27 protein-coding genes are annotated in these 21,291 nt (G+C 63.7%); 10 read left to right on the forward strand and 17 right to left on the reverse strand.

The features are described from left to right. The 3 genes from WJU21_RS00700 to WJU21_RS00710 all read left to right on the forward strand — a co-directional run bounded on the left by WJU21_RS00700 (position 1) and on the right by WJU21_RS00710 (position 1,447). Positions 1-546, forward strand: a complete 546-nt coding sequence (locus tag WJU21_RS00700; RefSeq protein WP_346321459.1) for a pyridoxamine 5'-phosphate oxidase family protein — start codon at positions 1-3, stop codon at positions 544-546. Further along, positions 539-1,159 (forward strand): DUF938 domain-containing protein, encoded by a 621-nt coding sequence (locus WJU21_RS00705; protein WP_346321460.1) that lies wholly within the window; start codon positions 539-541, stop codon positions 1,157-1,159. The genes WJU21_RS00700 and WJU21_RS00705 overlap by 8 nt, the downstream gene beginning before the upstream one ends. Positions 1,160-1,225: 66 nt before the next feature. After that, the gene (locus tag WJU21_RS00710) at positions 1,226-1,447 is read left to right on the forward strand and encodes an acetyl-CoA carboxylase biotin carboxyl carrier protein subunit (RefSeq protein WP_346321461.1); all 222 of its coding nucleotides are present in this window, start codon (positions 1,226-1,228) and stop codon (positions 1,445-1,447) included. On the opposite strand, the gene WJU21_RS00715 is transcribed toward WJU21_RS00710, so the two are convergent. From WJU21_RS00715 to hisI, 8 genes are all read right to left on the reverse strand, one after another. Continuing rightward, positions 1,434-2,474 carry a formylglycine-generating enzyme family protein gene (locus tag WJU21_RS00715; protein ID WP_346321462.1) on the reverse strand — a complete coding sequence of 347 codons (1,041 nt, stop codon included), beginning with the start codon at positions 2,472-2,474 and terminating at the stop codon, positions 1,434-1,436. The two genes, WJU21_RS00710 and WJU21_RS00715, sit on opposite strands and share 14 nt — an antisense overlap. 113 nt (positions 2,475-2,587) lie before the next feature. Then, complete coding sequence (locus tag WJU21_RS00720) at positions 2,588-3,682, reverse strand: SUMF1/EgtB/PvdO family nonheme iron enzyme (RefSeq protein WP_346321463.1); 1,095 nt, start codon at positions 3,680-3,682, stop codon at positions 2,588-2,590. A gap of 64 nt (positions 3,683-3,746) precedes the next feature. Then, positions 3,747-4,169, reverse strand: a complete 423-nt coding sequence (locus WJU21_RS00725; protein WP_346321464.1) for a PaaI family thioesterase — start codon at positions 4,167-4,169, stop codon at positions 3,747-3,749. Positions 4,170-4,295: 126 nt separating this feature from the next. Then, on the reverse strand, positions 4,296-4,709 hold the full coding sequence (locus WJU21_RS00730; protein ID WP_346321465.1) for a hypothetical protein: 414 nt from the start codon (positions 4,707-4,709) through the stop codon (positions 4,296-4,298). A 184-nt stretch (positions 4,710-4,893) separates the two neighbouring features. After that, the gene (locus tag WJU21_RS00735) at positions 4,894-5,706 is read right to left on the reverse strand and encodes a hypothetical protein (protein WP_346321466.1); all 813 of its coding nucleotides are present in this window, start codon (positions 5,704-5,706) and stop codon (positions 4,894-4,896) included. A 126-nt stretch (positions 5,707-5,832) separates the two neighbouring features. Then, complete coding sequence (gene modC / locus WJU21_RS00740) at positions 5,833-6,912, reverse strand: molybdenum ABC transporter ATP-binding protein (RefSeq protein WP_346321467.1); 1,080 nt, start codon at positions 6,910-6,912, stop codon at positions 5,833-5,835. Further along, on the reverse strand, positions 6,909-7,607 hold the full coding sequence (gene modB / locus WJU21_RS00745; protein ID WP_346321468.1) for a molybdate ABC transporter permease subunit: 699 nt from the start codon (positions 7,605-7,607) through the stop codon (positions 6,909-6,911). Before modB ends, modC begins: the two co-directional genes overlap by 4 nt. A 48-nt stretch (positions 7,608-7,655) precedes the next feature. Beyond that, positions 7,656-8,051, reverse strand: coding sequence for a phosphoribosyl-AMP cyclohydrolase (hisI, locus tag WJU21_RS00750; protein WP_346322427.1), 396 nt, complete (start codon positions 8,049-8,051; stop codon positions 7,656-7,658). An 89-nt stretch (positions 8,052-8,140) separates the two neighbouring features. Between hisI and WJU21_RS00755 the strand changes: the two genes are divergently transcribed. The 3 genes from WJU21_RS00755 to WJU21_RS00765 are packed head-to-tail and all read left to right on the forward strand — an operon-like array spanning position 8,141 to position 9,983. After that, a complete protein-coding gene (locus tag WJU21_RS00755) occupies positions 8,141-8,626 on the forward strand; it encodes a transcriptional repressor (RefSeq protein ID WP_346321469.1) in 486 nt (161 codons plus the stop codon). A gap of 9 nt (positions 8,627-8,635) precedes the next feature. Beyond that, the gene (locus tag WJU21_RS00760) at positions 8,636-9,013 is read left to right on the forward strand and encodes a hypothetical protein (RefSeq protein WP_346321470.1); all 378 of its coding nucleotides are present in this window, start codon (positions 8,636-8,638) and stop codon (positions 9,011-9,013) included. A 7-nt stretch (positions 9,014-9,020) separates the two neighbouring features. Next, positions 9,021-9,983: a hypothetical protein gene (locus WJU21_RS00765; RefSeq protein ID WP_346321471.1), complete on the forward strand. Its 963-nt coding sequence runs from the start codon at positions 9,021-9,023 to the stop codon at positions 9,981-9,983. 9 nt (positions 9,984-9,992) lie between these two features. On the opposite strand, the gene WJU21_RS00770 is transcribed toward WJU21_RS00765, so the two are convergent. The 5 genes from WJU21_RS00770 to WJU21_RS00790 are packed head-to-tail and all read right to left on the reverse strand — an operon-like array spanning position 9,993 to position 13,949. Beyond that, positions 9,993-10,448, reverse strand: coding sequence for a GNAT family N-acetyltransferase (locus WJU21_RS00770; RefSeq protein WP_346321472.1), 456 nt, complete (start codon positions 10,446-10,448; stop codon positions 9,993-9,995). Continuing rightward, positions 10,445-11,608, reverse strand: coding sequence for a cystathionine beta-lyase (gene metC, locus WJU21_RS00775; protein WP_346321473.1), 1,164 nt, complete (start codon positions 11,606-11,608; stop codon positions 10,445-10,447). Before metC ends, WJU21_RS00770 begins: the two co-directional genes overlap by 4 nt. Before the next feature lies 1 nt (position 11,609). Next, positions 11,610-12,455 carry a 3-mercaptopyruvate sulfurtransferase gene (gene sseA, locus WJU21_RS00780; RefSeq protein WP_346321474.1) on the reverse strand — a complete coding sequence of 282 codons (846 nt, stop codon included), beginning with the start codon at positions 12,453-12,455 and terminating at the stop codon, positions 11,610-11,612. Beyond that, positions 12,456-13,460 (reverse strand): cysteine synthase A, encoded by a 1,005-nt coding sequence (locus WJU21_RS00785; protein ID WP_346321475.1) that lies wholly within the window; start codon positions 13,458-13,460, stop codon positions 12,456-12,458. A gap of 57 nt (positions 13,461-13,517) precedes the next feature. After that, positions 13,518-13,949: a VOC family protein gene (locus WJU21_RS00790; protein WP_346321476.1), complete on the reverse strand. Its 432-nt coding sequence runs from the start codon at positions 13,947-13,949 to the stop codon at positions 13,518-13,520. A gap of 15 nt (positions 13,950-13,964) precedes the next feature. Here WJU21_RS00790 and queF point away from each other — a divergent pair, with 15 nt between their 5' ends. Next, positions 13,965-14,429, forward strand: coding sequence for a preQ(1) synthase (queF, locus tag WJU21_RS00795; protein WP_346321477.1), 465 nt, complete (start codon positions 13,965-13,967; stop codon positions 14,427-14,429). 61 nt (positions 14,430-14,490) lie between these two features. Here queF and queE read toward each other — a convergent pair whose 3' ends face one another. Both queE and queC read right to left on the reverse strand, forming a co-directional pair. Beyond that, positions 14,491-15,129, reverse strand: a complete 639-nt coding sequence (queE, locus tag WJU21_RS00800) for a 7-carboxy-7-deazaguanine synthase (RefSeq protein WP_346321478.1) — start codon at positions 15,127-15,129, stop codon at positions 14,491-14,493. Continuing rightward, a complete protein-coding gene (queC, locus tag WJU21_RS00805; RefSeq protein WP_346321479.1) occupies positions 15,126-15,833 on the reverse strand; it encodes a 7-cyano-7-deazaguanine synthase QueC in 708 nt (235 codons plus the stop codon). Before queC ends, queE begins: the two co-directional genes overlap by 4 nt. 163 nt (positions 15,834-15,996) lie before the next feature. Here queC and WJU21_RS00810 point away from each other — a divergent pair, with 163 nt between their 5' ends. Next, positions 15,997-16,350, forward strand: coding sequence for a DUF6491 family protein (locus WJU21_RS00810; RefSeq protein ID WP_346321480.1), 354 nt, complete (start codon positions 15,997-15,999; stop codon positions 16,348-16,350). Between the two features lie 82 nt (positions 16,351-16,432). On the opposite strand, the gene WJU21_RS00815 is transcribed toward WJU21_RS00810, so the two are convergent. Then, a complete protein-coding gene (locus WJU21_RS00815) occupies positions 16,433-17,815 on the reverse strand; it encodes an aromatic ring-hydroxylating dioxygenase subunit alpha (RefSeq protein ID WP_346321481.1) in 1,383 nt (460 codons plus the stop codon). A gap of 270 nt (positions 17,816-18,085) precedes the next feature. Between WJU21_RS00815 and WJU21_RS00820 the strand changes: the two genes are divergently transcribed. Both WJU21_RS00820 and WJU21_RS00825 read left to right on the forward strand, forming a co-directional pair. Further along, the gene (locus tag WJU21_RS00820) at positions 18,086-18,763 is read left to right on the forward strand and encodes a response regulator transcription factor (RefSeq protein WP_346321482.1); all 678 of its coding nucleotides are present in this window, start codon (positions 18,086-18,088) and stop codon (positions 18,761-18,763) included. Continuing rightward, entirely contained in the window at positions 18,750-20,171 is a 1,422-nt protein-coding gene (locus tag WJU21_RS00825) for an ATP-binding protein (protein ID WP_346321483.1), read from the forward strand. Before WJU21_RS00820 ends, WJU21_RS00825 begins: the two co-directional genes overlap by 14 nt. On the opposite strand, the gene dinB is transcribed toward WJU21_RS00825, so the two are convergent. Then, positions 20,101-21,183: a DNA polymerase IV gene (gene dinB, locus WJU21_RS00830; RefSeq protein ID WP_346321484.1), complete on the reverse strand. Its 1,083-nt coding sequence runs from the start codon at positions 21,181-21,183 to the stop codon at positions 20,101-20,103. The two genes, WJU21_RS00825 and dinB, sit on opposite strands and share 71 nt — an antisense overlap. Positions 21,184-21,291 lie beyond the last annotated feature (108 nt).

Here is a 21,291-nt window from a genome sequence, read left to right on the forward strand (position 1 = left end):
ATGGCCCAGTTCTATCCGCGCCTCGACGACGCGTTGAAGGCGTTCATCGCCGAGCAGCACCTGTTCTTTGTTGCGTCCGCGCCCGGCGAGGGCAGGGTGAACCTGTCACCCAAGGGCATGGATACCTTTCGGGTGATCGACGACACCACGGCCTGCTATCTCGACCTGACCGGCAGCGGCAACGAGACGGCGGCGCATCTGCGCGACAATGGCCGGATTACCGTCATGTGGTGCAGCTTCGGCGGAACCGCGCGGATCATGCGGATTTTCGGCAAGGGAAGGGTGGCGAGGCCGGGCTCGGCGGATTTCGAGCGGCTGATCGCCCTGTTCCCGTCCATTCCCGGCACGCGCCAGATCGTCGTGATAGACATCGACGAAGCGCAAACCTCCTGCGGCTATGGCGTGCCGCAATATGACCTGAACCGGGAGCGTCCGACCCTGGTGAAATGGGCGGAGAAGAAAGGTGAAGACGGACTGCGCGACTACCGGGCGCGCAAGAATGTTCGCAGCATCGACGGCCTGCCGACGGGTTTGTTCGATGAGTGACGAGCGCCAGACCTGGGAAGCGTCGGCCCGGAACCGGGAGCCGATACTGGCGGTTCTGCGCAAGGTTCTACCGCCCGCCGGCACCGTGCTGGAAATCGCCAGCGGCACCGGACAGCACGCCGTTCATTTCGCGCCGGCGCTTGCGCCCCGTATATGGCAGCCGAGCGAGCCCGACCCGAAGCTGCGCGCCAGCATTGCCGCCTGGATTGACGCGGCGCCGTCTGAATGGTTACGGCCGCCGCTGGCGCTGGATGTGATGGAGGAACCCTGGCCGGTTGAAAAGCAGCCGTGCGACCCGGCTCTGGCGGCCATCGTCAACATCAACATGATTCATATCGCGCCGTGGGCCGCGTGCGTGAGCCTGCTGGCCGCTGCCGGCAGATTGCTGCCGGCGGGAGGCGTGCTGTTCCTTTATGGCCCCTACAAGGTGGACGGCCAGTGGCGTACGGCCAACGATCCGGCGTTTGACGAAAGCCTCAGGCGGCGCAATCCCGCGTGGGGCCTGCGTAACCTCGAGGACGTGATCGCCGAGGCTGCCACATCGGCATTGCAGCCGGATCCGGTCATCGATATGCCGGCCGGCAATCTGTCGGTGGTTTTCCGAAAGCGCTGACAGCGCCGTTGACTTGTCTCTGTGCGTCTTTAGAAAAGACGTGGGGAAGAACACAGGGAGAGCTTCATGGCGCAGATCAGGGTCGAGTCCGAAATCCCGGGCAAGGTGGTTTCGATCGAAGCGAATCCGGGGGACGACGTCGCCGAGGACGATGCCATCCTGATCCTGGAATCCATGAAAATGGAAATCCCTGTGGCCGCGCCGACGAGCGGGAAAATCGTCGAGATCCTGGTTGCGGTAGGCGATACCATATCCGAAGGCGACGAGGTCGCCATCATCGACGGATAGGTAGGCTGGTGTCCGGGGCGACGTCCCGGGCGACACGGAATCCCTGGTCGCTGCGTCTTTCAGATGACGGCATCTTCAGCCGGCGTGCGGTATGCATGTTCGGAGGCGGGTCGAACCAGCCGCCGCCGCGACTGGCCACTGCGCCGCAATCGCCGGTGTCCCGGGCCGATCCATCGCCAGGCGCGCCGCTGTAGGTGGCGTTCCAGCAATCGGCGGTGATCTCGCGCGCATTGCCCATCATGTCATGCAGCGCGAACGTGTTCGCCCTGAGCTTTCCGACAGGCGCGGTGAACACGTGCCCCTCGTCGCAGGCGAAGAACAGATCGAGCGCGCGGCCCTTGAACTGGCCCAGGAGGCTGGCGTCCGCCGCATTGGCGTAGGCGCAGGCTGCGGTTTGGTCGCCGCCCCAGAGATACGCGCCTGTGTTCCCGGCACGCGCCGCGTATTCCCACTCGCTTTCCGTGGGCAGGCGGTAGCGGACGCCGGCCTTTGCCGAAAGCCATTCCGTGTAGGCCCGGGCGTCCTGCAGGCTGACGCAGACGACCGGGTGGTCGTCGTCCTGAAAAAATCCCGGGTCGCGCCAGTTTCGGGCACGATCCAGCACCCAGGACGTGCCATCGAATATCGTGCATCCCACCACCTGGTAGCCGGTGGCCTGCACGAATAGCGCAAACTGACCCCGGGTAACTTCGGTTCGCTGCAGGGCAAAGCGAGAGGGGATGGTCACGCCGTGGGCCGGCATTTCGGACTCCATGACCGGCAACGCGGCGTTCCCGGCGGACGTCTGGTCAAGCCGCGAGCCCATGATGAAGCTGCCGCCTGGCACGATCACCATCGGCGGGCAGCCGGCGCAATCCCGGACCAGGCTGACGCCATCATCCAGGTCCGCGAGTGGCGGTGGATTATCCGCCGGTTCGGATGAGGGTGGTGCGGCAAGGATGGCTGCCTGTTCGGGCTCGCTCCCGGGCCCGAAAATGGCTACCGACCAGTAGGCGATGATCAGACCGGCAACGACGATCAGCGCCATCAGCGCCGCCAGCTTGACGGCAGTTTCGAGGCGCTTCTCGGGGGTCCGCATGCGGTAATAATAGACACGGCCCGTGCTGCCTGACTGTGGCGGCTTCTTCCGGCGCCACATGGTCAGTTCACCGTGACCGGCAAGTCCTTTGCCACGCGGAAGCCCTGGTCAGCGCGGCGCAGCGACCGGTCCGCACGAAACCGCCGGGCAGGGCGAATATTGGAGGGGGCGTCGTACCAGCCGCCACCTCGCAACACGGCGGTGTCGCTAGCGCCCGAGCGCTGCGCTTTCGTGCCGATGCCCTTTCCCCAATAATTCGGGTTCCAGCAATCAGCGACGACCTCCCGCACGTTGCCGTACACGTCGAACAGGCCGAAGCCGTTGGCCTGGTAGTGGGCCACCGGCGCGGTGAACGCGTAGCCGGTTTCGCAGGGAAAAAACATGAGTGCGGTTTTGCGGCTGAAACGCGCCGCGTGACTGCGGTCGGCAACCTTGCCGTGGGCGCAGGCAAGGGCGGGTATCTCGCCCCAGGGCTTTCCGTTCGCGGCACCGGCACGTGCCGCGTATTCCCATTCGGTCTCGGTTGGCAGGCGGTATCGCTTGCTCGTCTTGCGCGTCAGCCAGGCCGTATACGCCTCGGCGTCCTCGTAATTGACGCAGACCACCGGGTGCTGGTCGTCCTGTGAAAAGCCTGGGTCGCGCCAGCTCTTGGTGCGGTCGATTATCCACGACCTACCGTCGTTGACCATGCATCCCAGCGACTGATGATTGGTCTCGGCCACGAAGACGGCGAACTGGCCGCGGGTAACCTCAGTCTGCCCCAGGGCGATGGGATCGCGCACGGTCACGCCGTGAAGGGGTTGTTCCGCCTGCCGCTGCATGGCGGGGACGTTGTCGGCATCCGCCTCCTCGGCATGCACCCCCATCAGGAACATGCCCGGCGGGATGGTGACCATGATGGGACAATTCGGGCAATCGGCCATGGCAGCCGCTTCCTGCGGTCCCTTGGCCGCCGCCGCAGGGCCGGCGTGCGTTTTACCGGCTGCGTCGGCAGCAGGCTCCTGTGCATTTTCCGTTGCCTTGATCAGGAAGAGGAAGATGGCCGCGATGACGCCGAGCATGACGACAACAGCCAGAACACCGCTGACGATAGCGGCGAGCCGGCCTTCGGTGCCAACGGCCTCATAGCGGCCACGCGGTGTGACTGGATCTCTCACGGCCGCGAGTCTATCGGAAAACCAGCGATATGAAACTGCCCGTCGAAGTCGCTCGGCGCGGGGGTCATTCAGGCCAGTATAATTTGAACACGCCGCTCATGGTGGCCACCGGCACCCCGTTGGAGGTGATCTTGCCATGGACGAACGCCAGGTTGCCACCCATCCGGTCGATCGTCCCCGAACCTTCGACCCAATTGCCGAGCTTGGCCGTGCCGAGGAAGTCTGTGGTCAGGCTGACGGTGGACACCGCTTGCAGCGACGTATCTGCCGTGACGAGGGTGAAACTGAGCGTGACGTCGGCGAGGGTGGCAAGCACGCCGCCATGAGCCATGGCGCGCAGGTTCATGTGCTTTTCCTCGAGCGGCAGACCCACAATGGCCTGGCCGTCGCGCAGCGCCTCGTAGAAGGGACCCAGGAACCCAAGATAGGCGCTGCGAAAACGCAGTGGCGTGAAGCCTGGGGGGATTTCGATCAAGGTGTCTGACATGCGGCCTATCCGTCCAGGGAGGGATAGCCTTGATAGACGGGATTCGGCGGCGGTGAAACGCGAAACAACGCGCCGGAATCAAAACGGCCGGCATCAAGCCGGCCGTCCGATAGGCTGATTCCAGGATTAGTAGTCGTAGGCGTCGTCGACCGGGTGCTCGCTGCCCTTGACGATGTAGGCGCGGCCGCTGGAATCGTAACACATGGTCGCGGCCATCTTGACGGTGTAGCCCTCGACGTCCTCCAGCCGGTTAACCACGCTGCAGGGCCGCTGCGGCGCGTAATAGGCCGGCGCTGGCGGCGCGTAGGCCACAGGACGTCCGTAATAGCGATCGTCGCGGTCATTGGCAGCGGAGGCGATCAGTGCGCCGGCGGCAAGTCCGCCGACAAGGGCAAACGGCCAGGCGCTGCCTCCATGGCCATGATGCCCATGATATCCACCATGATGCCACCCGCGCGCTATCGCCTGTGACGGCACGACTGCGGTGGCAAGTACAGCGGCACTCGCCGCGGCGATCGTAAGCTTCTTCAGGTTTACCATGGCACTCTCCCGCCAATCACATGTTCGATGCTGCAATTATCCGGCACGTGGATGAACGCTTGCTGAATGTAGAAGATAACCCTGCCGTGCGTGTGAGCAAGTGGTTCGTGATTGCGGCCCGAATGCGAAAAGACCGCCGCGGTGTTGCGGCGGTCTCTCGGACCGGCGGAGGCCGGCGCGTGCCTTAGTAGTAGTTCAGCGGGTAGTAGTGGTTGTCGACGATGTAGGCGACACCGTAGGGGTTGTAGCACTGGATGCCGCCAACCAGGGCCGGGCGGCCATCCCAAGCCCAATAGCGGGTGACGGGGACGCAGCCGCGGTCGTTCCAGTAGGAATGACGGTAGCCGCTCCAGATGGGGCCGTAATACGGGCGCCACGAGTTCCAGTGCTGGCGGTTGTTCCAGAAATAATTCCGGTCGCGCCATGAGCGGCTGTAGTCGTAGCGGTTGTTGGCGCGATAGCTGTGCCCGTAATGCGGCCGGGTGTTACGGCTGTTGTAGGACCGGCGGTCACCGTGCCGGTTGTGACGGCTGTGCCAGTTGTCATTGCGATAGCGGTTGGTGCTCACATGCCGGTCGTTGCCGCGCCGGTTGTCCGAGCGATAGTCTCGGCTGGCGCTATAGGCATTCCGGCTGGAACTGTAGTTTCGATTGGATCTGTATGCCTTCCGGTCGGATCTCGCCTCCCGGCTGGCGGTATGGGCGCTGCGGCTGGACCGTGCGTCCCGGGTGGCCTTGTGGGTGTTCCGGCGCGCGTTGTGATCCCGATTGCCTCGGTATTCACGGTTGCCGCCGTAGGAGCGCTTGTGGTTGCTGCCACGATATTTTTCGGTGCCGCGATGGGCGCTGCCGGCGCGAACATCGTCGCCACGATTACCCTTGTTCTGGGAATAGTGGCGTCCGTCACCGCGCTCCGCCGACGCTTCCGTCGTGACGCTGAAAGTCGCGACGATGGCGGAAAATGCCGCAATCATCGGAATTTTCGTAAGCCTGTTCATCGTGCTTTCTCTCCAATGTTTGACTCGACGAGTTTGGTCATCGTCAAGCAATACTATGGCTTTTTGAGTCTGTACGGTTGATGAACAAATTACAACTGTAGTATCCAAATGCTAATCTTGGGGAAACTATTCGATACCCCGAAATTGCAGTCGGCGATCGAAAGACACGGACTTGATCAGGGCGAACACCGTCATGCCCGCTGCGAGTCCAAGCTGCGCACCCGCATGTCGGGTGATCCGGGCGCGGATCGTCTGCTGTCCTGCCAGCGAGAGACGAAGATCAAGGTGCGATTCGTCCAGTACGGCCAGCTCTTCGATGGTTCCGCTCAGCACGTTCTGCACGCTAACGCCCTGGGGCGCCTCCAGCGCGATGGCGACGTCGTGGGCGTCGATGAACAGCCGGACCTTGCCGCCGGAAACACTGGCGCGGGGCAGGAACAGCGGGCCGGCGGCGGTCGCGAAGCGACACAACCCGTCCACATCGCCTTTGGTGGGCGTCGCCTCGATCACCGAACCGTCCGGCACCAGATGGCGCAGTCTGGCATCGCCCGCCGCCAGAATCGACTGGAGTGGGCCGGCGGCGCGTACCTCGCCCTGTTCCATCAGCACCACCGTATCCGCCAGCCTGATGATCTCCGGCCAATTATGGGTGATGTAAAGGATGGGCAGCGAAAGCGTGTCGCGCAGCGTTTCGATGAACGGCAACAGTTCGGCGCGGCGCGCAGCATCGAGGCCGGCGAGCGGTTCGTCCATGATCAGCAACGATGGCCCGGACAGCAGCGCCCGGCCAATGGCGACGCGCTGGCGTTCGCCGCCGGAAAGTCCGGCGGGGCGACGCTCGAGCAGGGGGGCGATACCAAGGATTTCTGTCACCTGGCCAAGCGCGAGATTCCCCCTCCGGCGCGAAAAAGTCAGGTTCTGGCGCACGGAAAGGTGCGGAAATAGCAATGCATCCTGCAGCACGTATCCGATCCGCCTGTCGGCGACCGGGACATTGACCCGGCCTGCGGCATCAAACAGGGTCTGGCCGCGCACCTCGATACGGCCGCGTTCGGGCCGCACGAGGCCGGCGACTGCGCTCGCAACGGTGGATTTCCCGGCGCCCGACGGGCCCGTCAGCGCCGTGATGCCCGGGCCGGCGGCAAACGTCGCCGACAACGAAAATTTGCCCCGGCGCAGGCCGATATCTATGGCGATTTCGCTCATCCGATGCCCGTGACCATCCGCGTCACCCGCCGCGCCATCAACTCCGAGAGCCCCAGCGCCAGGAAGGCCAGCACCACCGACAGCACAACCAGCCGCAGCGCATTGGCTTCGCCTCCCGGCATGTTGAGGGTGGTGTAAAGCGCCAGCGGCAGGGTACGGCTGACGCCCGGAATGTTGGACGCGAAGGTAATGGTTGCGCCGAATTCCCCGAGGCAGCGCGCGAAGCCTAGGGCGATGCCGGCGATGATGCCGGGCAGGGTGAGCGGCAACGTCACGCTCATCATCACCCGCGCGTGCGAGGCGCCCAGGGTGCGGGCGACGGATTCGAGCCGGACATCGACCGCCTCGATCGACAGCCGGATGGCGCGGACCATCAGCGGAAAGGCCATCACGCCCGATGCGACGGCAGCCGCGATCCAGGTGAAGGCGATGACGATGCCGAATGTTTCGTCCAGCCATGCGCCAACGATGCCGCGGCGTCCGAGAGTCACCAGCAGCAGGTAGCCGATCACCACGGGCGGTACCACCAGCGGCAAGTGCACCAGTGCGTTGACCACCGACTTGCCGGGGAAGTCCTTGCGGGCCAGCAGCCAGGCGATGGCGATGGCGAAGGGCAGGCTGCACGCCACCGCCGCCACCGCTACCTTCAGCGACAGCAACAGGGCCTCGGTCTCGAACGGGGTCAGCAGCGGCATGGCGCGAGCGTACTGATTCGAGTGTCCTCCGTCACTGCCGCCGGCAGCTCATCCGCCGTAGAGCGTATCCGGCGACACGAGCACCGGCTCGGTCTCGGCGACGCCGCCTGGCCGCACGGCCCGGAAAAAGCAGCTTCGCCGTCCGGTGTGGCAGGCGACGCCGGTCTGGTCGACCAGCAGCAGCAGGGTGTCACCGTCGCAATCAATGCGCAAATCCACCAGCTTCTGGATCTGGCCCGAGCTCTCGCCCTTGTGCCAGAGGTTGCCGCGCGAGCGGGACCAGTAATGGACCTCGCCGCTGTCGAGCGTGGCGCGCAACGCCTGCTCGTTCATCCACGCCATCATCAGCACTTCGCCGGTGTCGTGCTGCTGGGCGATGGCCGGCACCAGCCCCTTGTCGTCGAATTTCACCAGCGCAAGCGCGTCGTCCTGGACGGCGGTCATCGTCATGCCTTTCCGCGGCTTCTCTCGATTGAACGGCGCCTTATGTAGTATGATACACTGTATCAGGCCACACAGGATTAAGGAGCCCGATGACGGACGCCGCCCTGCATATCCATCCGACGGGTCACGATCATAGCGCCTGCGTCGATGATGCACTGGAAACCGCCGAGTCTTTGTGCGTCGAGCGCGGCGCCCGCCTGACGCCGCTGCGCCGCCGCGTGCTCGAGCTGGTGTGGTCGTCGCATCGTCCGGTCGGCGCCTACGACATCCTTGGAAAGCTTGGCGACGGCGCGCGCAAGCCGGCGCCGCCCACGGTCTACCGGGCATTGGATTTTCTGATCGAGAACGGTCTGGTCCACCGGATCGAGAGCATGAACGCCTATCTGGGCTGCATCCATCCCAAGGAATTCCACACTGGACAGTTCCTGATCTGCCGGGAATGCGGCAACGTGACGGAAATGGATGATGACGAGGTGCGCCAGACACTGCGCCGGAAAGCCGCTGCCAAAGGATTCGACGCGCGCAGCCAGACCGTTGAACTCGTTGGTTTCTGTGCTAATTGTAAAGCAGGTTAGGAGATCGCCATGAATAAGCTGATCGCTGCTACGATCATTGCCCTGCTGCCGATGGGCGCCGCCGGCGCGTTCCAGGTGATCACACCGGGACAGATGCAGGATGCGGGCATGGGCTTCACCCAGAGCAATTCGTTCAATCAACAGGTGGACCCACAGAGCGATCCAAACTTCCGGGTCCAGTTCAGCGGCGGGTCGGGGGCGTTCGGCGGCGCCGGCGACAATCGCCTGGGCTACAATCGCTGGGGCCGCATGGACGGCGGTGGACGCTATCTCGGCGACAGCGACAGCAACTTCAAGTCCTGTTCGGAGTATTCCGACAGCAACACCGCCATGCTCGACAACATGACACGCGGCGGCAACAACTATCCCTGCCAGCGTTTCCGGTAAGCCGGACATGAGCGCGCTTCGTACCCGGCTGCACGTCATGCTGCTGGGAGCCGGTTTGCTGCTGGCCGCGGCACAGCCTCTGGCGGCGGAAGAAGCATCGACAGGATCGCTGGGACACGCGGTCGAGTTGCTGGAGCAGGGCGAACTGGCAGATGCCGAGGCGGCGTTCCTGAAGGCGCTTGCCGGCGATCTGGGCACACAGGACCGCGCAGCGGCGCTGATCTACCTGGCGCGGATCCAGCTTGGCGATGGCCGGTTCGACGAGGCCGACGCCACCGCCGTGCAGGTCATCTCCGAACTGTCCAAGGTTACTGAATCCCGCGACCAGGCCATGCTGCTGGCGCTGATGATCCGCTTCGAGGCGGCCAAGGGCCTGGGCAACGACTCCAGGGCCAACGAAATGGCCGAGGAGGCTGCGAAGGTCTCTGCCCGCCTCGACAGCATGGCGTGGTCGCAGGACAGGGTGCCAGGAGGTCTTGTCCACAAGGCGTCCGGGGCGGTCCTTCCCGAGACCGTTGCCGGGCTCGCCGAGTCGGGGAAGGAAACCTATGACGCCCTGGGGCTGGACGCGTCGGTGACCTATGCGGTCGACGACGCCCGGGCCAAGCCATCGGACACGCCGTCATTCGTCACGGCGCATCTGACGATGAACCAGGGCCGCAGCATCGACGAGCAGTTCAAGCTGTCGCGGCAGGAAATCCTCGACCAGTTTCCCGATGCCCGCGAGATCACCGCCGGTCCGATAGCGGTGGTTCAGGGCCCGCGCCGGATGCAAGGCACCATGGGCGTGTTCTCGGTACGTGCGAACGGGGAGCAGGCCTTTGCCACGCTGCATGTCTTCCGCATGCAGCCCGATGTCCTGGTGAGGTTCACGGCAGCCTATCCGGCATCCAATGCCGAAACCATGCGCGGGCGGGTGGCGGCGCTGATGCAGAACATGGTGTGGCCGCAAGGGGCGACCATCCGATAGCAGCAGATGCTACAGCTGCTTTTCCATGAACAGGCAGTTGTCGGCGTCGGCATAGTCGCCGAACGGTCCGCGTGACTTGTAGCCGCGTGAGCGGTACAGGCTGATTGCCGCGCTCTGGCGCTCGCCGGTCTCGAGCCGGACGACCGGGATGTTCGTTTTCTCGGCATAGTCCTCGATCGTGTCCAGGATCAGTGCGCCGATGTTCCTGCGGCGCGAGTCCACGACCACATACATGCGCTTGATCTCGGCCCATCCGTCGTGGCGGGTCAGCGCGCCGCAGCCGATTGCTCTCCCATTCTCGCGCACCACCCAGAACAGCGTGTCCGGTTGGCTCAGTTCGGCAATGGTCGGCAGGCGGTTGCGCCCGTCGGGATAATTGTTGATGTACAGCGCCCGCGCCTCTTCGAACATGGTCTTCACGTCGGGCTGATCGGGGCTTTCGATGGCGATGGTCGGTTCTGTCATAGCGCCGCGTTGAACCTTTCAAGGCCTGCTTCCAGATCCGCGATAAGATCGTCCGGATCTTCGAGGCCGGCATGGAAGCGAATAAGGGGGCCGGTCCAGGTCGTCGCCGTCCTGACGCCCGACGGATTTGACGGTAGCACCAGGCTTTCGAACCCGCCATAGGAGAAGCCGATCCCAAAGTGCCGATAGCCGTCCAGCATGGCCGAAATGGCTGCATCGCTGCCGTGCTTCAGGACGATGGAGAAGAGGCTTGACGTGCCGGTGAAGTCGCGGCGCCAGATATCGTGGCCCGGGCAATCGGGCAGGGCCGGATGCAACACGCGGTCGACTTCCGGCCGCTGTTTCAGCCAGTTGGCCAGTCTGAGCGCCGTCGCCCCGCCTTGCTTCATGCGCGGCTCCAGGGTCCGAAGGCCCCGCAGTGCCAGATAGCAATCGTCCGGGGATGCGGCGTGGCCATGGAGATAGCCGCCCCGTTGCAACCGGGCCAAATTTGCCTGATTGGCGACCGCCGCGCCCAGCATGGCGTCCGAATGGCCCACCACATATTTGGTCAGCGAGTGAATCGCCACGTCGGCGCCCAGGTCCAGGACCCGCAAATTGAGCGGTGAGGCGCAGGTATTGTCGTTGAGCACGACCGCGCCGGCGGCATGGGCCGCCGCGGCGATGGCGGGAATGTCCTGGATCTCGAAGGTCAGCGAGCCCGGGGATTCGGTGAACACGATCGTCGTGTTGGGGCGCATCAATCCGGCGATGGCGCCGCCGAGCAGCGGGTCGTAATAGGTGGTCTCTATGCCCAGGCCCTTCAGCACGTTGTCGCAAAAGGCCCGTGTCGGCTCGTAGACACTGTCGGTCATCAGCAGGTGATCGCCGGTCTTGACGAAAGCCAGGATCGACGCGGTGATGGCGGCAAGCCCCGAACCGTAAAGCACGCAGCCTGCGCCGCCCTCCAGATCGGTAATGGCGTCGGCCAGCGCCCATTGTGTCGGCGTGCCGCGCCGGCCGTAATACAGCACCTGGGCATTGCGCCGGGCCACGGCCTGCCGCAGTTCGGCGACGGTCGGGAACACGATCGTGGAGGCGTGATAGACCGGCACATTGATCATGCCGGGCGCGTATTTGCCACCGCGGCCGCTCTGGACGATCCGCGTGGGCTTCTTCATCTCAGCTTTCGACGGGAAGGTCGGTCCGGCTGCCCCATTCGGACCACGAGCCGTCATAGAGCGAAACGCGGCGGTGGCCCAGCATGTGCAGGCCCAGCGCCAGGATGGCGGCGGTGATGCCCGACCCGCAGGTGGTCACGATGCCCTTGTTGAGGTCGACGCCGGCCTCGATGAATACCCTGCGCAGGTCGTCGCGCCCCAGCATTGTGCCGTCATCGTTCAACAGGGTGCGGTAGTGGACATTTCGGCTTCCGGGGATGTGGCCGCTGCGGATACCGGGACGCGGCTCGGGTTCCTGGGCGCTGAAGCGCGAGGGACTGCGAGCATCGAGTACCTGCTCATGGCCATCCCGGAGGTGGGCCATGATCTGGTCGGCCTCGCGCACCATGGTGCGGTTGATGCGGGCGGTGAAATGGCGCTCGCGCGACATCTCCGGCAGATCGGCCAGGGGCTTGCCTTCGGCTTTCCACTTCGGCAGGCCGCCGTCGAGCACCGATACATCCTCGTGGCCGAACACGCGGAACATCCACCAGACCCGGGCGGCGCTGAAGAGGCCCGAGCCGTCATAGACCACGATGCGGTTGCCGTCGCCCAGGCCGAGCCTGCGCATGCGGCTCGCGAACTTCTCCGGCGGCGGCAGCATGTGCGGCAGCGGATTGTCCAGGTCGCAGACCTCATCGATATCGAAGAATACCCCGCCGGGTATGTGTTCGGCAGCGTATTCGGCGCGCGGATTGCGGTTCTGGTCGGGCATGTACCAGCTGGCATCGACGATGCGCAGATCCGGCTGCTCCAGATGCTCCAGAAGCCAGTCCGTGGACACCAGTGGATCGATGGCGGCAGTCATCTAGGCCTCCAGCCAATGGGGCACGGGCAGGCCCTTGTCATGCAGGAATGCGGGATTGAACAGCTTGCTCTGGTAGCGGGTGCCGTAATCGCAAAGCACGGTGACGATGGTGTGGCCCGGCCCCAGTTCCTTCGCCAGGCGGACGGCGCCGGCGACGTTGATGCCGGTCGATCCGCCGAGGCACAATCCCTCGAATTCGAGCAGGTCGAAGATCAGCGGCAGCGCTTCCGCATCGGGAATCCGGTACGGAAAATCAATGGGGGCATCCTCCAGGTTCGCGGTGATGCGGCCCTGGCCGATGCCTTCGGTGATCGAGGTGCCTTCGGACTTCAGCGCGCCGTGGGCATAATATTCAAACAATGCCGCACCTTCGGGATCGGCCAGGCCGATCTTGATGTTGCTCTTGCGTTCCTTGAGGAACATGCCGATGCCGGCCAGCGTGCCGCCGGTGCCGACGGCGCAGATGAATCCATCGATCTTGCCGTCGGTCTGCTCCCAGATCTCGGGACCCGTCGTCTCGTAATGGGCGCGGCGATTGGCCTGATTGTCGAACTGGTTGGCCCAGATGGCGCCATTGGGATTGGCGCGGGCGATCTCCTCGGCCAACCGGCCCGACAGCTTCACGTAATTGTTGGGATCCTTGTACGGCACCGCAGGTACCGGACGAAGATCGGCGCCGCAAAGCCGCAGCATGTCCATCTTTTCCTGGCTCTGGGTGTCGGGGATCACGATGACGGACTTGTAGCCGCGGGAATTGCCCACCAGCGCCAGCCCGATGCCGGTATTGCCGGCGGTGCCCTCGACGATGACGCCGCCGGGGCGCAGCAGTCCCCTTTCCTCGGCGTCCTTGATGATTCCCCAGGCCGCGCGATCCTTGACCGAGCCGCCCGGGTTGAGAAACTCGGCCTTGCCCAGAATCTCACAGCCGGTCGCGTCGGAGACGCGGTTCAGGCGGATCAGGGGCGTATTGCCGATGGTATCGACGAAGTCTTTGCGGACGGTCATCTCTGCGGCCGGTTCAGTGGGCAGGAAGGGACAACTTAGAGACTGGCTCCGAGCCGTTCAAGCATCCGCATGCGCCGTCATGGATTGACCGGCGCCGGGGCCGAGCGGCTGGTCGTAGCTGAACTCGACCACGTTGCCGTCCGGGGCGCGGATCCCGCAATAATAGCCGACCGGATAGGCCTCGTCGCGCGGCGGCCACGCCAGCAGGCCCTCGGCCTCGGCGCGCGCGGCGATCGCATCCACCGCCTTGCGGCTTTCCATGGCGAATCCCAGGTGGCTGAAGTCTCCTTCCGCCTGCTGATGGGGCTTGCCGCCCGAGATCATGACGATGACGAACTGGTGTTCCTTGCCGGGTTCCGCCATCCACACCACGCGGCCATGGTCGTCGGCGCGGTCGTGGCTGATATGGAGGCCGCAATAGTCGCGGTAGAAGGCGATCGACGCGTCGAGGTCTTCGCAATGCAGGGCGATATGGGTTAATGAAGGCATTCGAAAGGTCTCCCCATGTCTGAAGACTCATATACGCCGCTCGAACAACTTGGCCACCAGACCGCCCTTCCGAAATCGCCCGACGAGGCGGTGCTCGAGGTGGTGCCCAATCCGCACCAGGACGCCGCCTATCTGATTCGTTTCACGGCGCCTGAGTTCACGTCGCTGTGCCCGGTGACGGGGCAGCCCGATTTCGCGCATCTGGTGATCGACTACGTGCCGGGCGCTGTCATCGTCGAATCGAAATCGCTGAAGCTGTTTCTTTCCAGTTTCCGCAATCACGGCGCGTTTCACGAAGCCTGCACGGTGGCCATTGCCCGCCGGATCGTCGAGGCGACCGAACCCAAATGGCTGCGCATTGGCGGCTACTGGTATCCGCGCGGCGGCATTCCCATCGACGTCTTCTACCAGACCGGCGCCGCGCCCGAAGGTGTCTGGATTCCTGACCAGGGTGTGCCGACTTACCGGGGCCGAGGCTAGGTTTTACGCCTTTCAGCAGATTGACGGCCCTCCTGCAGCCTGGATGACGGTGTCACCGGGCTTATGGAATGCCGATCATCTTGTGGGTTTGCAGCGACAGGCGCCATTGCGGGTGCGCCAGGCAATAGGCCGTGGCCGCTTCGGTGTTTTGCTCGCGTGACGGTCCGTCCATCGGCTGCAGGTAGAAGTGCCGGAAGGCGAGGGACGCGAAGCGTTCCGGCAGGGCGGCTTCCTGCGGGAACACCAGCTTCAGTTCATGGCCACTGGTCTGCTTCAGCGGTGCGCTCGCCTTGGGGCTGACACAGATCCAGTCCAGGCCGGCCGGCGCTTCGATGGTGCCGTTGGTCTCTACCGCGATCTCGAATCCGGCGGCATGGAAGGCGTCGATCAGTGGCGCGTCCAGCTGGAGCAAGGGCTCGCCCCCAGTGCAGACAACCAGCATGCCCGTGGACGAGACACCTTCGGGCAATCGGGCCGCCGCCGCGTGCGCCAGGTCGACAGGTGCCGCGAACTTGCCGCCGCCGGGTCCGTCGGTGCCGATGAAATCGGTATCGCAGAACGTGCAGACCGCATCGGCCCGGTCCTGCTCGCGCCCGGTCCACAGATTGCAGCCGGCGAAGCGGCAGAACACCGCCGGGCGGCCCGCATTCGCGCCTTCCCCTTGCAGCGTGTAGAACAGCTCCTTGACGGCATAGGTCATGGTTGGCTGCTTGCGGATGCGTAGCGCGTCGGGTCGGGAATGCCGGCTTCGGTAAAGCCCTTCTTGCGCAGGCTGCACGAATCGCACTGGCCGCATGCGCCCCCGTCAGGCGCGGGATCGTAGCAGCTGACCGTCATGGCGTAATTGAGGCCGAGCGCGGTGCCGGCGGTGATGATCTCGGCCTTGTGCATATCCATCAGCGGGGTGTGTATGCGCAGCGGCCGCTTGCCCTCGACACCGGCGCGCGTCGCCAGGTTCGCCGTGTGCTGATAGGATTCGATGAAGGCTGGCCTGCAGTCGGGATAGCCGCTGTAATCAAGGGCGTTGACGCCGATGAAGATGTCATTGGAGCCGCGCACTTCGGCCAATGCAAGGGCATAGGACAGAAAAATGGTGTTGCGCGCCGGCACGTAGGTGATCGGGATTCCATCACTCATTTCGGCGGTGCTGCGGCCCTTGGGCACGGCAATATCGTCGGTCAGGGCCGAACCACCGAACTGGCGCAGGTCGATGTCGATGATGAGGTGTTCGGCGGCATCGGCCCATGCCGCCACGCGGCGCGCCGCCTCCAGTTCCACGGCATGGCGCTGGCCATAGCGGAACGAGATCGCATGGCAGATATAGCCCTCCGCCTTGGCCATGGCCAGGCAGGTCGCGGAATCAAGTCCGCCGCTCAGCAGGATCACCGCATGTATCTCGTTCATGCCTCGTAGATAGCGCCATCGGGGGGGCGCAGACAATCCAAACAAGATGAATGCCGGCTAAACGGCGGATTAATGCCGTGTTCAGGGGCGCGGACTTACAACCGGATCTTAACCGGCGCAGAAAATTTCATCGACCTGCCGCCGTGAAACAAGGACGAAAGCAATGAAGCAGAGGACCAACATTATCCCGAAGTTCGCCGCTGCAATCTTGACCGTTGGCATCGTGACGGGGCTGTTCATCGGCCTCAACAGTGCCAATGCCAGCCCGTCGGCGTCGATCAGTTTCGCCAATTTCGGCTCGATCAAGGACTGGAAGGCGGAATCCAGCCGCTCGATGGTCATCACGACCACGTCGGGCGACAAGTACCGCGCGACGTTCCTGAACAACTGCCACTCGCTGCCGTTCAGCGACACCGTCGGGTTCGTAACCTCGCCGGGCGGCTCGTTCGACAAGTTCGGCGCCGTGCTGGTGCGCGATCAGAAGTGCACAATCAGGAGTCTCGAGCGGATCGGCTAATCCCCCCAGCCGGCTTTTCGGACCCTGTGCGAGGGCCGCTCCGAAAGGAGCGGCCCTTTTGTTTGCCGGGACGTGGCTGCTGTCAGGTGTTCGCGTAACGCTCCATATAAGTGTCGAGCGTCTGGTGGAAGTGACGGATGCGCTGTTCCTGATAGGAGGCAAGCGTCACCCCCGGCTTGAATGAGGCCTTCAGTCCGTCATGGATGGCAGCCATGTTGGTCGTGTCCTGGTCGAGCACGAAACCCAGCCCTCCCAGGGCCTCGACGCTGTCCCACTTGGTGTTGATGTCCAGCATGATCATGGGCATGGGCGCCGGCTTGGGCTGGTCCTTGGGGTGGCGCATGATGTAGCCCACCTCCATCAAGGTTTCCTCGTGGCTGTCGTTCCAGGGTCGGAACCGGTACCACATATTCGGGCCGAAGCCGCCCCACAGCATGAAGTTGGGGAACACCACGTAGTACCAGCCATCGACCAGTTCGGCGTCCGAGAGTTCGGGGATCTTGTAGCCGAGCTGCGCCTCGGTCTGCTCGCGCTTCAGGTCGGCAGTCTTGGTCCGGGCGGTCTCGCCTTCCTTCAGGACGATCTTGTCGCCATCGTCCCATTTGCGGCCCATCCATTCGTCGAGCACATCCTGTTCGGTGACCTGGTCGACCACATAGGAGCTGGGCACCGCGAATGCGGCCATCATCCGGTTGACATGGGGCTTGCCGTCCCACACGTCGTACTGGCAGCCAAAATCGTCGACGCTGCCGAGAATCTGCGGATGGGTGTCGAGCGAATGGAACGCTTCCATGAAGGCTTCCTGGATGATCTTCCAGTTGCCCTTCAGCACCTTGCCCGCGTGGACACCCAGATAGGACTGGTCCCAGGCATAGGGCTCGTAGTGGCGCCAGATCGGGTCGAGAAACTGCTCCAGCGGCATGGGGTCGGCATCCGGATTGATGAATACCCAGCCCGCGAACGTGCCCACATGCACCTCGGGCAGATGGAATTCATCCTTCTGGACCTGCGGGAAATCCCACTCGCACGGCACATGAGCGATGTCGCCCTCCAGCGTCCAGGTAAAGCCGTGGAACGGACAGCGGAACTTGTCCACATGGCCGGATTCGAGCCGCAGCTTGCGGCCGCGGTGCAGGCAAGCGTTGGGATAGGCCTTGATGCTGCCGTCTTCGGTGCGAACGATCAGATAGGAGCGGGTGCCGATATCGTAGACATGGAAGTCGCCAGGATCAGGAATGTGCTCCTCGCGGCACGCCGCCTGCCAGACATGATCCCAGATCTTCTTTTCCTGCTCGTACCAGGTCCGATCGATATAGCGGCGCTTGTCGACGTCGTCCGTGCCGAGATCGGTGTTCCCCACCTCGCGCAGGCTGCGCGCGGGTTCGTGCCGGTCCTTGTCGAGGTATTCCTGATAGGTGGTGTGCGGCAAAACCTGCGCCGGTACCTTCTGCAGATCGTATCCCATCAGCTGTCTCCCGTCATTTCTGTCAGACGACTTTCCTGCGGACCGGTCAGAATTGCAAGGCGCGGGATGCGGCCATGCCGGTCAAGGCCGGTGCCCGGCCCGGAGCAAATGGGCGGTGACGTGCCTGCATTCCTTGGCGGGTCAAGTATTCATCAAATATCAAACATATGGTAACCTCTGACAAGGGTCAGAAGTCATATTGCAACCATTGAGAATGTTAAGACAAATGACTATCTGTACCGCGAGAGGATTCAGGGGATTTGGCAGCCGATGAAAATACTCGTAGTTGAAGACGATATCGATACGCTGACCTATGTGGCCCGCGGTCTGGGGCAACTTGGCCACACCGTCGACAAGGTGGATACGGGGGGCGAGGGCCTGCACATGGCCACCAACTCTCCCTATGACGTGATCGTGCTGGACCGGATGCTGCCCGAACTGGATGGCGTCACGATCCTGAAGAACATCAGGATCGCCGGCGTGAAGACCCCGGTGCTGTTTCTCACGGCGCTCGATGGCGTGAACGAACGGGTGGAGGGCCTGGATGCCGGCGCCGACGATTATCTGGTCAAGCCGTTCGCCTTTTCTGAACTGGCGGCCCGCGTGCATGCGCTGGGGCGCCGTCCGGTGCTGGCCAAGGTCGAGCCGGTTCTGAAGGTCGGCGACCTGGAGATGGATCTGCGCCGCCGCCAGGTAAGGCGTGCCGGCCGCGTGGTGGAACTGCAACCGCAGGAATTCAAGCTGCTGGAATACATGATGCGCAATGCCGGCGACGTGGTGACTCGCACCATGCTGCTCGAACACGTCTGGGATTTTCACTTCGACCCGAAGACGAAGATCATCGAGACGCATATGAGCCGGCTCCGGTCCAAGATCGACCGGGATGCCGACACGCCGCTGATTCACACGGTGCGAGGCGCGGGCTACAGCATTCATGCGCCGGATTGATGCCTTCCGCTCAACCGGCGTCCGGTTCACGCTGCTCTATGTCGCGCTCTATCTGCTCTCCACCATCATCCTGCTGGCCACCCTTTATCTGATCGAGGTCCGCACTCTCGATCAGGACGTCAGGGAGCAGGTCGATGCGCGCATTGAGGAACTGGAGGACGCTTACCGGTTCGGCGGCATCGGCCAGGTGATCGACGATATCGAGATCAAGGGCCGGTCTCACGTCAAGCTGCGCACGTTCTATCGGCTTACGGACGGGCAGGGCAATGTACTGGCGGGCAGTCTGCTTGACGTGCCGAACAGCGTTGGCGACCACAACATGAGTGTCGTGGTCAACACACAGGGGGTGAACGAACAGATCGAAATCGTCGCCCGCACCGTTACCGTTCCCAATGGCGCCATCCTGACCGTGGGCGTCGAGCCGGTCTGGCGCGAGGCCATCAACAGCCTGTTCACACGCGCCGCGCTGGGCACGCTGGCCGGGGCCGTGCTGCTGGGCGGCGGTATCGGTGCCCTGATGACCCGCCGCTTCCTGAGCCGCATCAATGACATCACTTCGACGGTCATCGACATAATGGGCGGCCAGCTCGACAGCCGCGTGGATGCCCGCGGTACCCATGACGAACTGGACCGTCTTGCCGCCAGCCTTAACGCCATGCTGGACCGCATCGATTTTCTGGTGACCGAGACCCGCGAGGTGACCAATAACGTCGCCCATGATCTCCGTACGCCGCTCAGCCGGCTCAGCCGCAGGCTGGAAGAAGCACGGGACGCCGGCACGGACACGATCGAAGGCGCCCAGGCGCTCGATCTGGCGATCGAGGAAAGTGCCGGCATCCTGGAAACCTTCAATGCCATCCTCAGCATCGCGCAGGTTGAAGGGGCCATGTCGGCCAAGACGTTTTCCCCGGTGGCGCTCTCCGACATGCTCGGGACGCTCAGCGAGGCCTATGGTCCGCTGGCGGAGGAGGAGGGACGGCGATTCGAAACCGATATCCCACCCGGTATCGAGGTGCGCGGGGACCGTGCGCTGATCCTTCAGATGCTGTCGAATCTGATCGAAAACGCGATGAAACACACGCCCGAGGGCACCCCGGTCCGTTTGCGGCTCGAGCGGACTGGCGGCCGGTTGCGCATCACGATCGAGGATCGCGGTATCGGTATTCCGGCCGAGTCCCGGGACCGGGTGTTCGACCGTTTCGTCCGGCTCGAGGCAAGCCGCACCACGCCGGGCAACGGATTGGGGCTGAGCCTGGTCGCCGCCATCGCCAAGCTGCATAACATCCGGCTCACGCTGGAAGATGCCGGTCCCGGCCTGCGCGTAGTGCTGACCTTCCCTAAAGCAGCCCCAGATCAAGCTGAGGCGTTGGTGAAGGCGCCTCGTCCTGTTCAAGATTCGACAGCGTAACGCCCAGCAGCCGGACCCGCTTGGGCAGCGGATAGGTGCCGCGCACCAGGGAAATGGCCGTCTGTTCAAGCTGGGCGCGTGCCGTGATCGGATACGCGAGCGAGCGGCTGCGGGTGATGATCTGGAAGTCCGCGAACTTGATCTTGACCGTGACCGTCCGGCCGGTGAAACCGCCTGTCTGGCAATGGCTCCAGACATCGTCGAGCATGGCGATGACGCCATCCTCGATTTCGGCCGGATCGCCGAGATCGTCGAAGAACGTGGTTTCCGAACCCACCGATTTGCGCTGGCGGTTCGGCTTTACCGATCGTTGGTCCTCGCCGCGCGAGATCGCGTAATACCAGGCCCCCGATTTGCCGAAATGCCGCTGCAGCACATCCAGGGGCAGGGCGCGGAGATCGGCGCCGGTGAATATCCCCAGCTTGTTCATCTTCTCGGCGGTTGCCGGGCCGACGCCGTGGAATTTTCCCACTTTCAGTTCACCGACGAAGGCTTCGCCCACATCGGGCGTGATGACGAACTGGCCGTTGGGTTTGCGGTAGTCGGAGGCGATCTTGGCCAGGAACTTGTTGTAGGACACGCCGGCCGAGGCTGTGAGGCCGGTTTCCTCGAAAATCTGCGCGCGGATTTCACGGGCAATAAGGGTCGCCGACGGATTGTCCTTCAGATTCTCGGTGACGTCCAGATAGGCCTCGTCGAGCGACAGCGGCTCGATCAGCGGCGTGTACCGGGCGAATATCTCCCTGATTTGCCGCGAGACCTGCTTGTAGACGTCGAATCGGGGCTTCACGAACACCAGTTCCGGGCATTTCCGTGCCGCCGTCACCGACGGCATGGCCGAGCGCACGCCGAAGGCTCGCGCCTCGTAACTGGCCGCCGCCACCACGCCGCGCTTGCTGGGGCCGCCGACGGCAACGGGCTTGCCCCGGAGATCGGGATCATCGCGCTGCTCCACCGACGCATAGAAGGCGTCCATGTCGATATGGATGATCTTGCGGATCGGGGCGGTCATGGACGGCTTGAGATCGCTGCGGAACGGGAACCAAATAAGAACAGTTCGCCGGAAAAATCAAGCCAACGCTCGCGCCGCCTGCCGCTCGATCATGGTCAACGCTGCGCT

The sequence above is a fragment of the Emcibacter sp. SYSU 3D8 genome, assembly GCF_039655875.1.
Lineage (GTDB): Bacteria > Pseudomonadota > Alphaproteobacteria > SMXS01 > SMXS01 > RI-34.

Bases quoted from the DNA above. Each gene is read 5' to 3' on its own strand.
- dinB (WP_346321484.1), bottom strand. From the start codon at position 21,183: ATGACCGCCCCGATCCGCAAGATCATCCATATCGACATGGACGCCTTC.
- WJU21_RS00815 (WP_346321481.1), bottom strand. From the start codon at position 17,815: ATGGGATACGATCTGCAGAAGGTACCGGCGCAGGTTTTGCCGCACACC.
- metC (WP_346321473.1), bottom strand. From the start codon at position 11,608: ATGAAGAAGCCCACGCGGATCGTCCAGAGCGGCCGCGGTGGCAAATAC.
- WJU21_RS00770 (WP_346321472.1), bottom strand. From the start codon at position 10,448: ATGACAGAACCGACCATCGCCATCGAAAGCCCCGATCAGCCCGACGTG.
- WJU21_RS00725 (WP_346321464.1), bottom strand. From the start codon at position 4,169: ATGTCAGACACCTTGATCGAAATCCCCCCAGGCTTCACGCCACTGCGT.
- queC (WP_346321479.1), bottom strand. From the start codon at position 15,833: ATGAACGAGATACATGCGGTGATCCTGCTGAGCGGCGGACTTGATTCC.
- WJU21_RS00735 (WP_346321466.1), bottom strand. From the start codon at position 5,706: ATGAACAGGCTTACGAAAATTCCGATGATTGCGGCATTTTCCGCCATC.
- WJU21_RS00730 (WP_346321465.1), bottom strand. From the start codon at position 4,709: ATGGTAAACCTGAAGAAGCTTACGATCGCCGCGGCGAGTGCCGCTGTA.
- WJU21_RS00810 (WP_346321480.1), top strand. From the start codon at position 15,997: ATGAAGCAGAGGACCAACATTATCCCGAAGTTCGCCGCTGCAATCTTG.
- WJU21_RS00710 (WP_346321461.1), top strand. From the start codon at position 1,226: ATGGCGCAGATCAGGGTCGAGTCCGAAATCCCGGGCAAGGTGGTTTCG.
- WJU21_RS00755 (WP_346321469.1), top strand. From the start codon at position 8,141: ATGACGGACGCCGCCCTGCATATCCATCCGACGGGTCACGATCATAGC.
- queE (WP_346321478.1), bottom strand. From the start codon at position 15,129: ATGACCTATGCCGTCAAGGAGCTGTTCTACACGCTGCAAGGGGAAGGC.
- WJU21_RS00760 (WP_346321470.1), top strand. From the start codon at position 8,636: ATGAATAAGCTGATCGCTGCTACGATCATTGCCCTGCTGCCGATGGGC.
- modB (WP_346321468.1), bottom strand. From the start codon at position 7,607: ATGCCGCTGCTGACCCCGTTCGAGACCGAGGCCCTGTTGCTGTCGCTG.
- queF (WP_346321477.1), top strand. From the start codon at position 13,965: ATGTCTGAAGACTCATATACGCCGCTCGAACAACTTGGCCACCAGACC.
- modC (WP_346321467.1), bottom strand. From the start codon at position 6,912: ATGAGCGAAATCGCCATAGATATCGGCCTGCGCCGGGGCAAATTTTCG.
- hisI (WP_346322427.1), bottom strand. From the start codon at position 8,051: ATGACCGCCGTCCAGGACGACGCGCTTGCGCTGGTGAAATTCGACGAC.
- WJU21_RS00705 (WP_346321460.1), top strand. From the start codon at position 539: ATGAGTGACGAGCGCCAGACCTGGGAAGCGTCGGCCCGGAACCGGGAG.
- WJU21_RS00700 (WP_346321459.1), top strand. From the start codon at position 1: ATGGCCCAGTTCTATCCGCGCCTCGACGACGCGTTGAAGGCGTTCATC.
- WJU21_RS00715 (WP_346321462.1), bottom strand. From the start codon at position 2,474: ATGGCGCTGATCGTCGTTGCCGGTCTGATCATCGCCTACTGGTCGGTA.
- WJU21_RS00825 (WP_346321483.1), top strand. From the start codon at position 18,750: ATGCGCCGGATTGATGCCTTCCGCTCAACCGGCGTCCGGTTCACGCTG.
- WJU21_RS00765 (WP_346321471.1), top strand. From the start codon at position 9,021: ATGAGCGCGCTTCGTACCCGGCTGCACGTCATGCTGCTGGGAGCCGGT.
- WJU21_RS00785 (WP_346321475.1), bottom strand. From the start codon at position 13,460: ATGACCGTCCGCAAAGACTTCGTCGATACCATCGGCAATACGCCCCTG.
- WJU21_RS00790 (WP_346321476.1), bottom strand. From the start codon at position 13,949: ATGCCTTCATTAACCCATATCGCCCTGCATTGCGAAGACCTCGACGCG.
- WJU21_RS00820 (WP_346321482.1), top strand. From the start codon at position 18,086: ATGAAAATACTCGTAGTTGAAGACGATATCGATACGCTGACCTATGTG.
- sseA (WP_346321474.1), bottom strand. From the start codon at position 12,455: ATGACTGCCGCCATCGATCCACTGGTGTCCACGGACTGGCTTCTGGAG.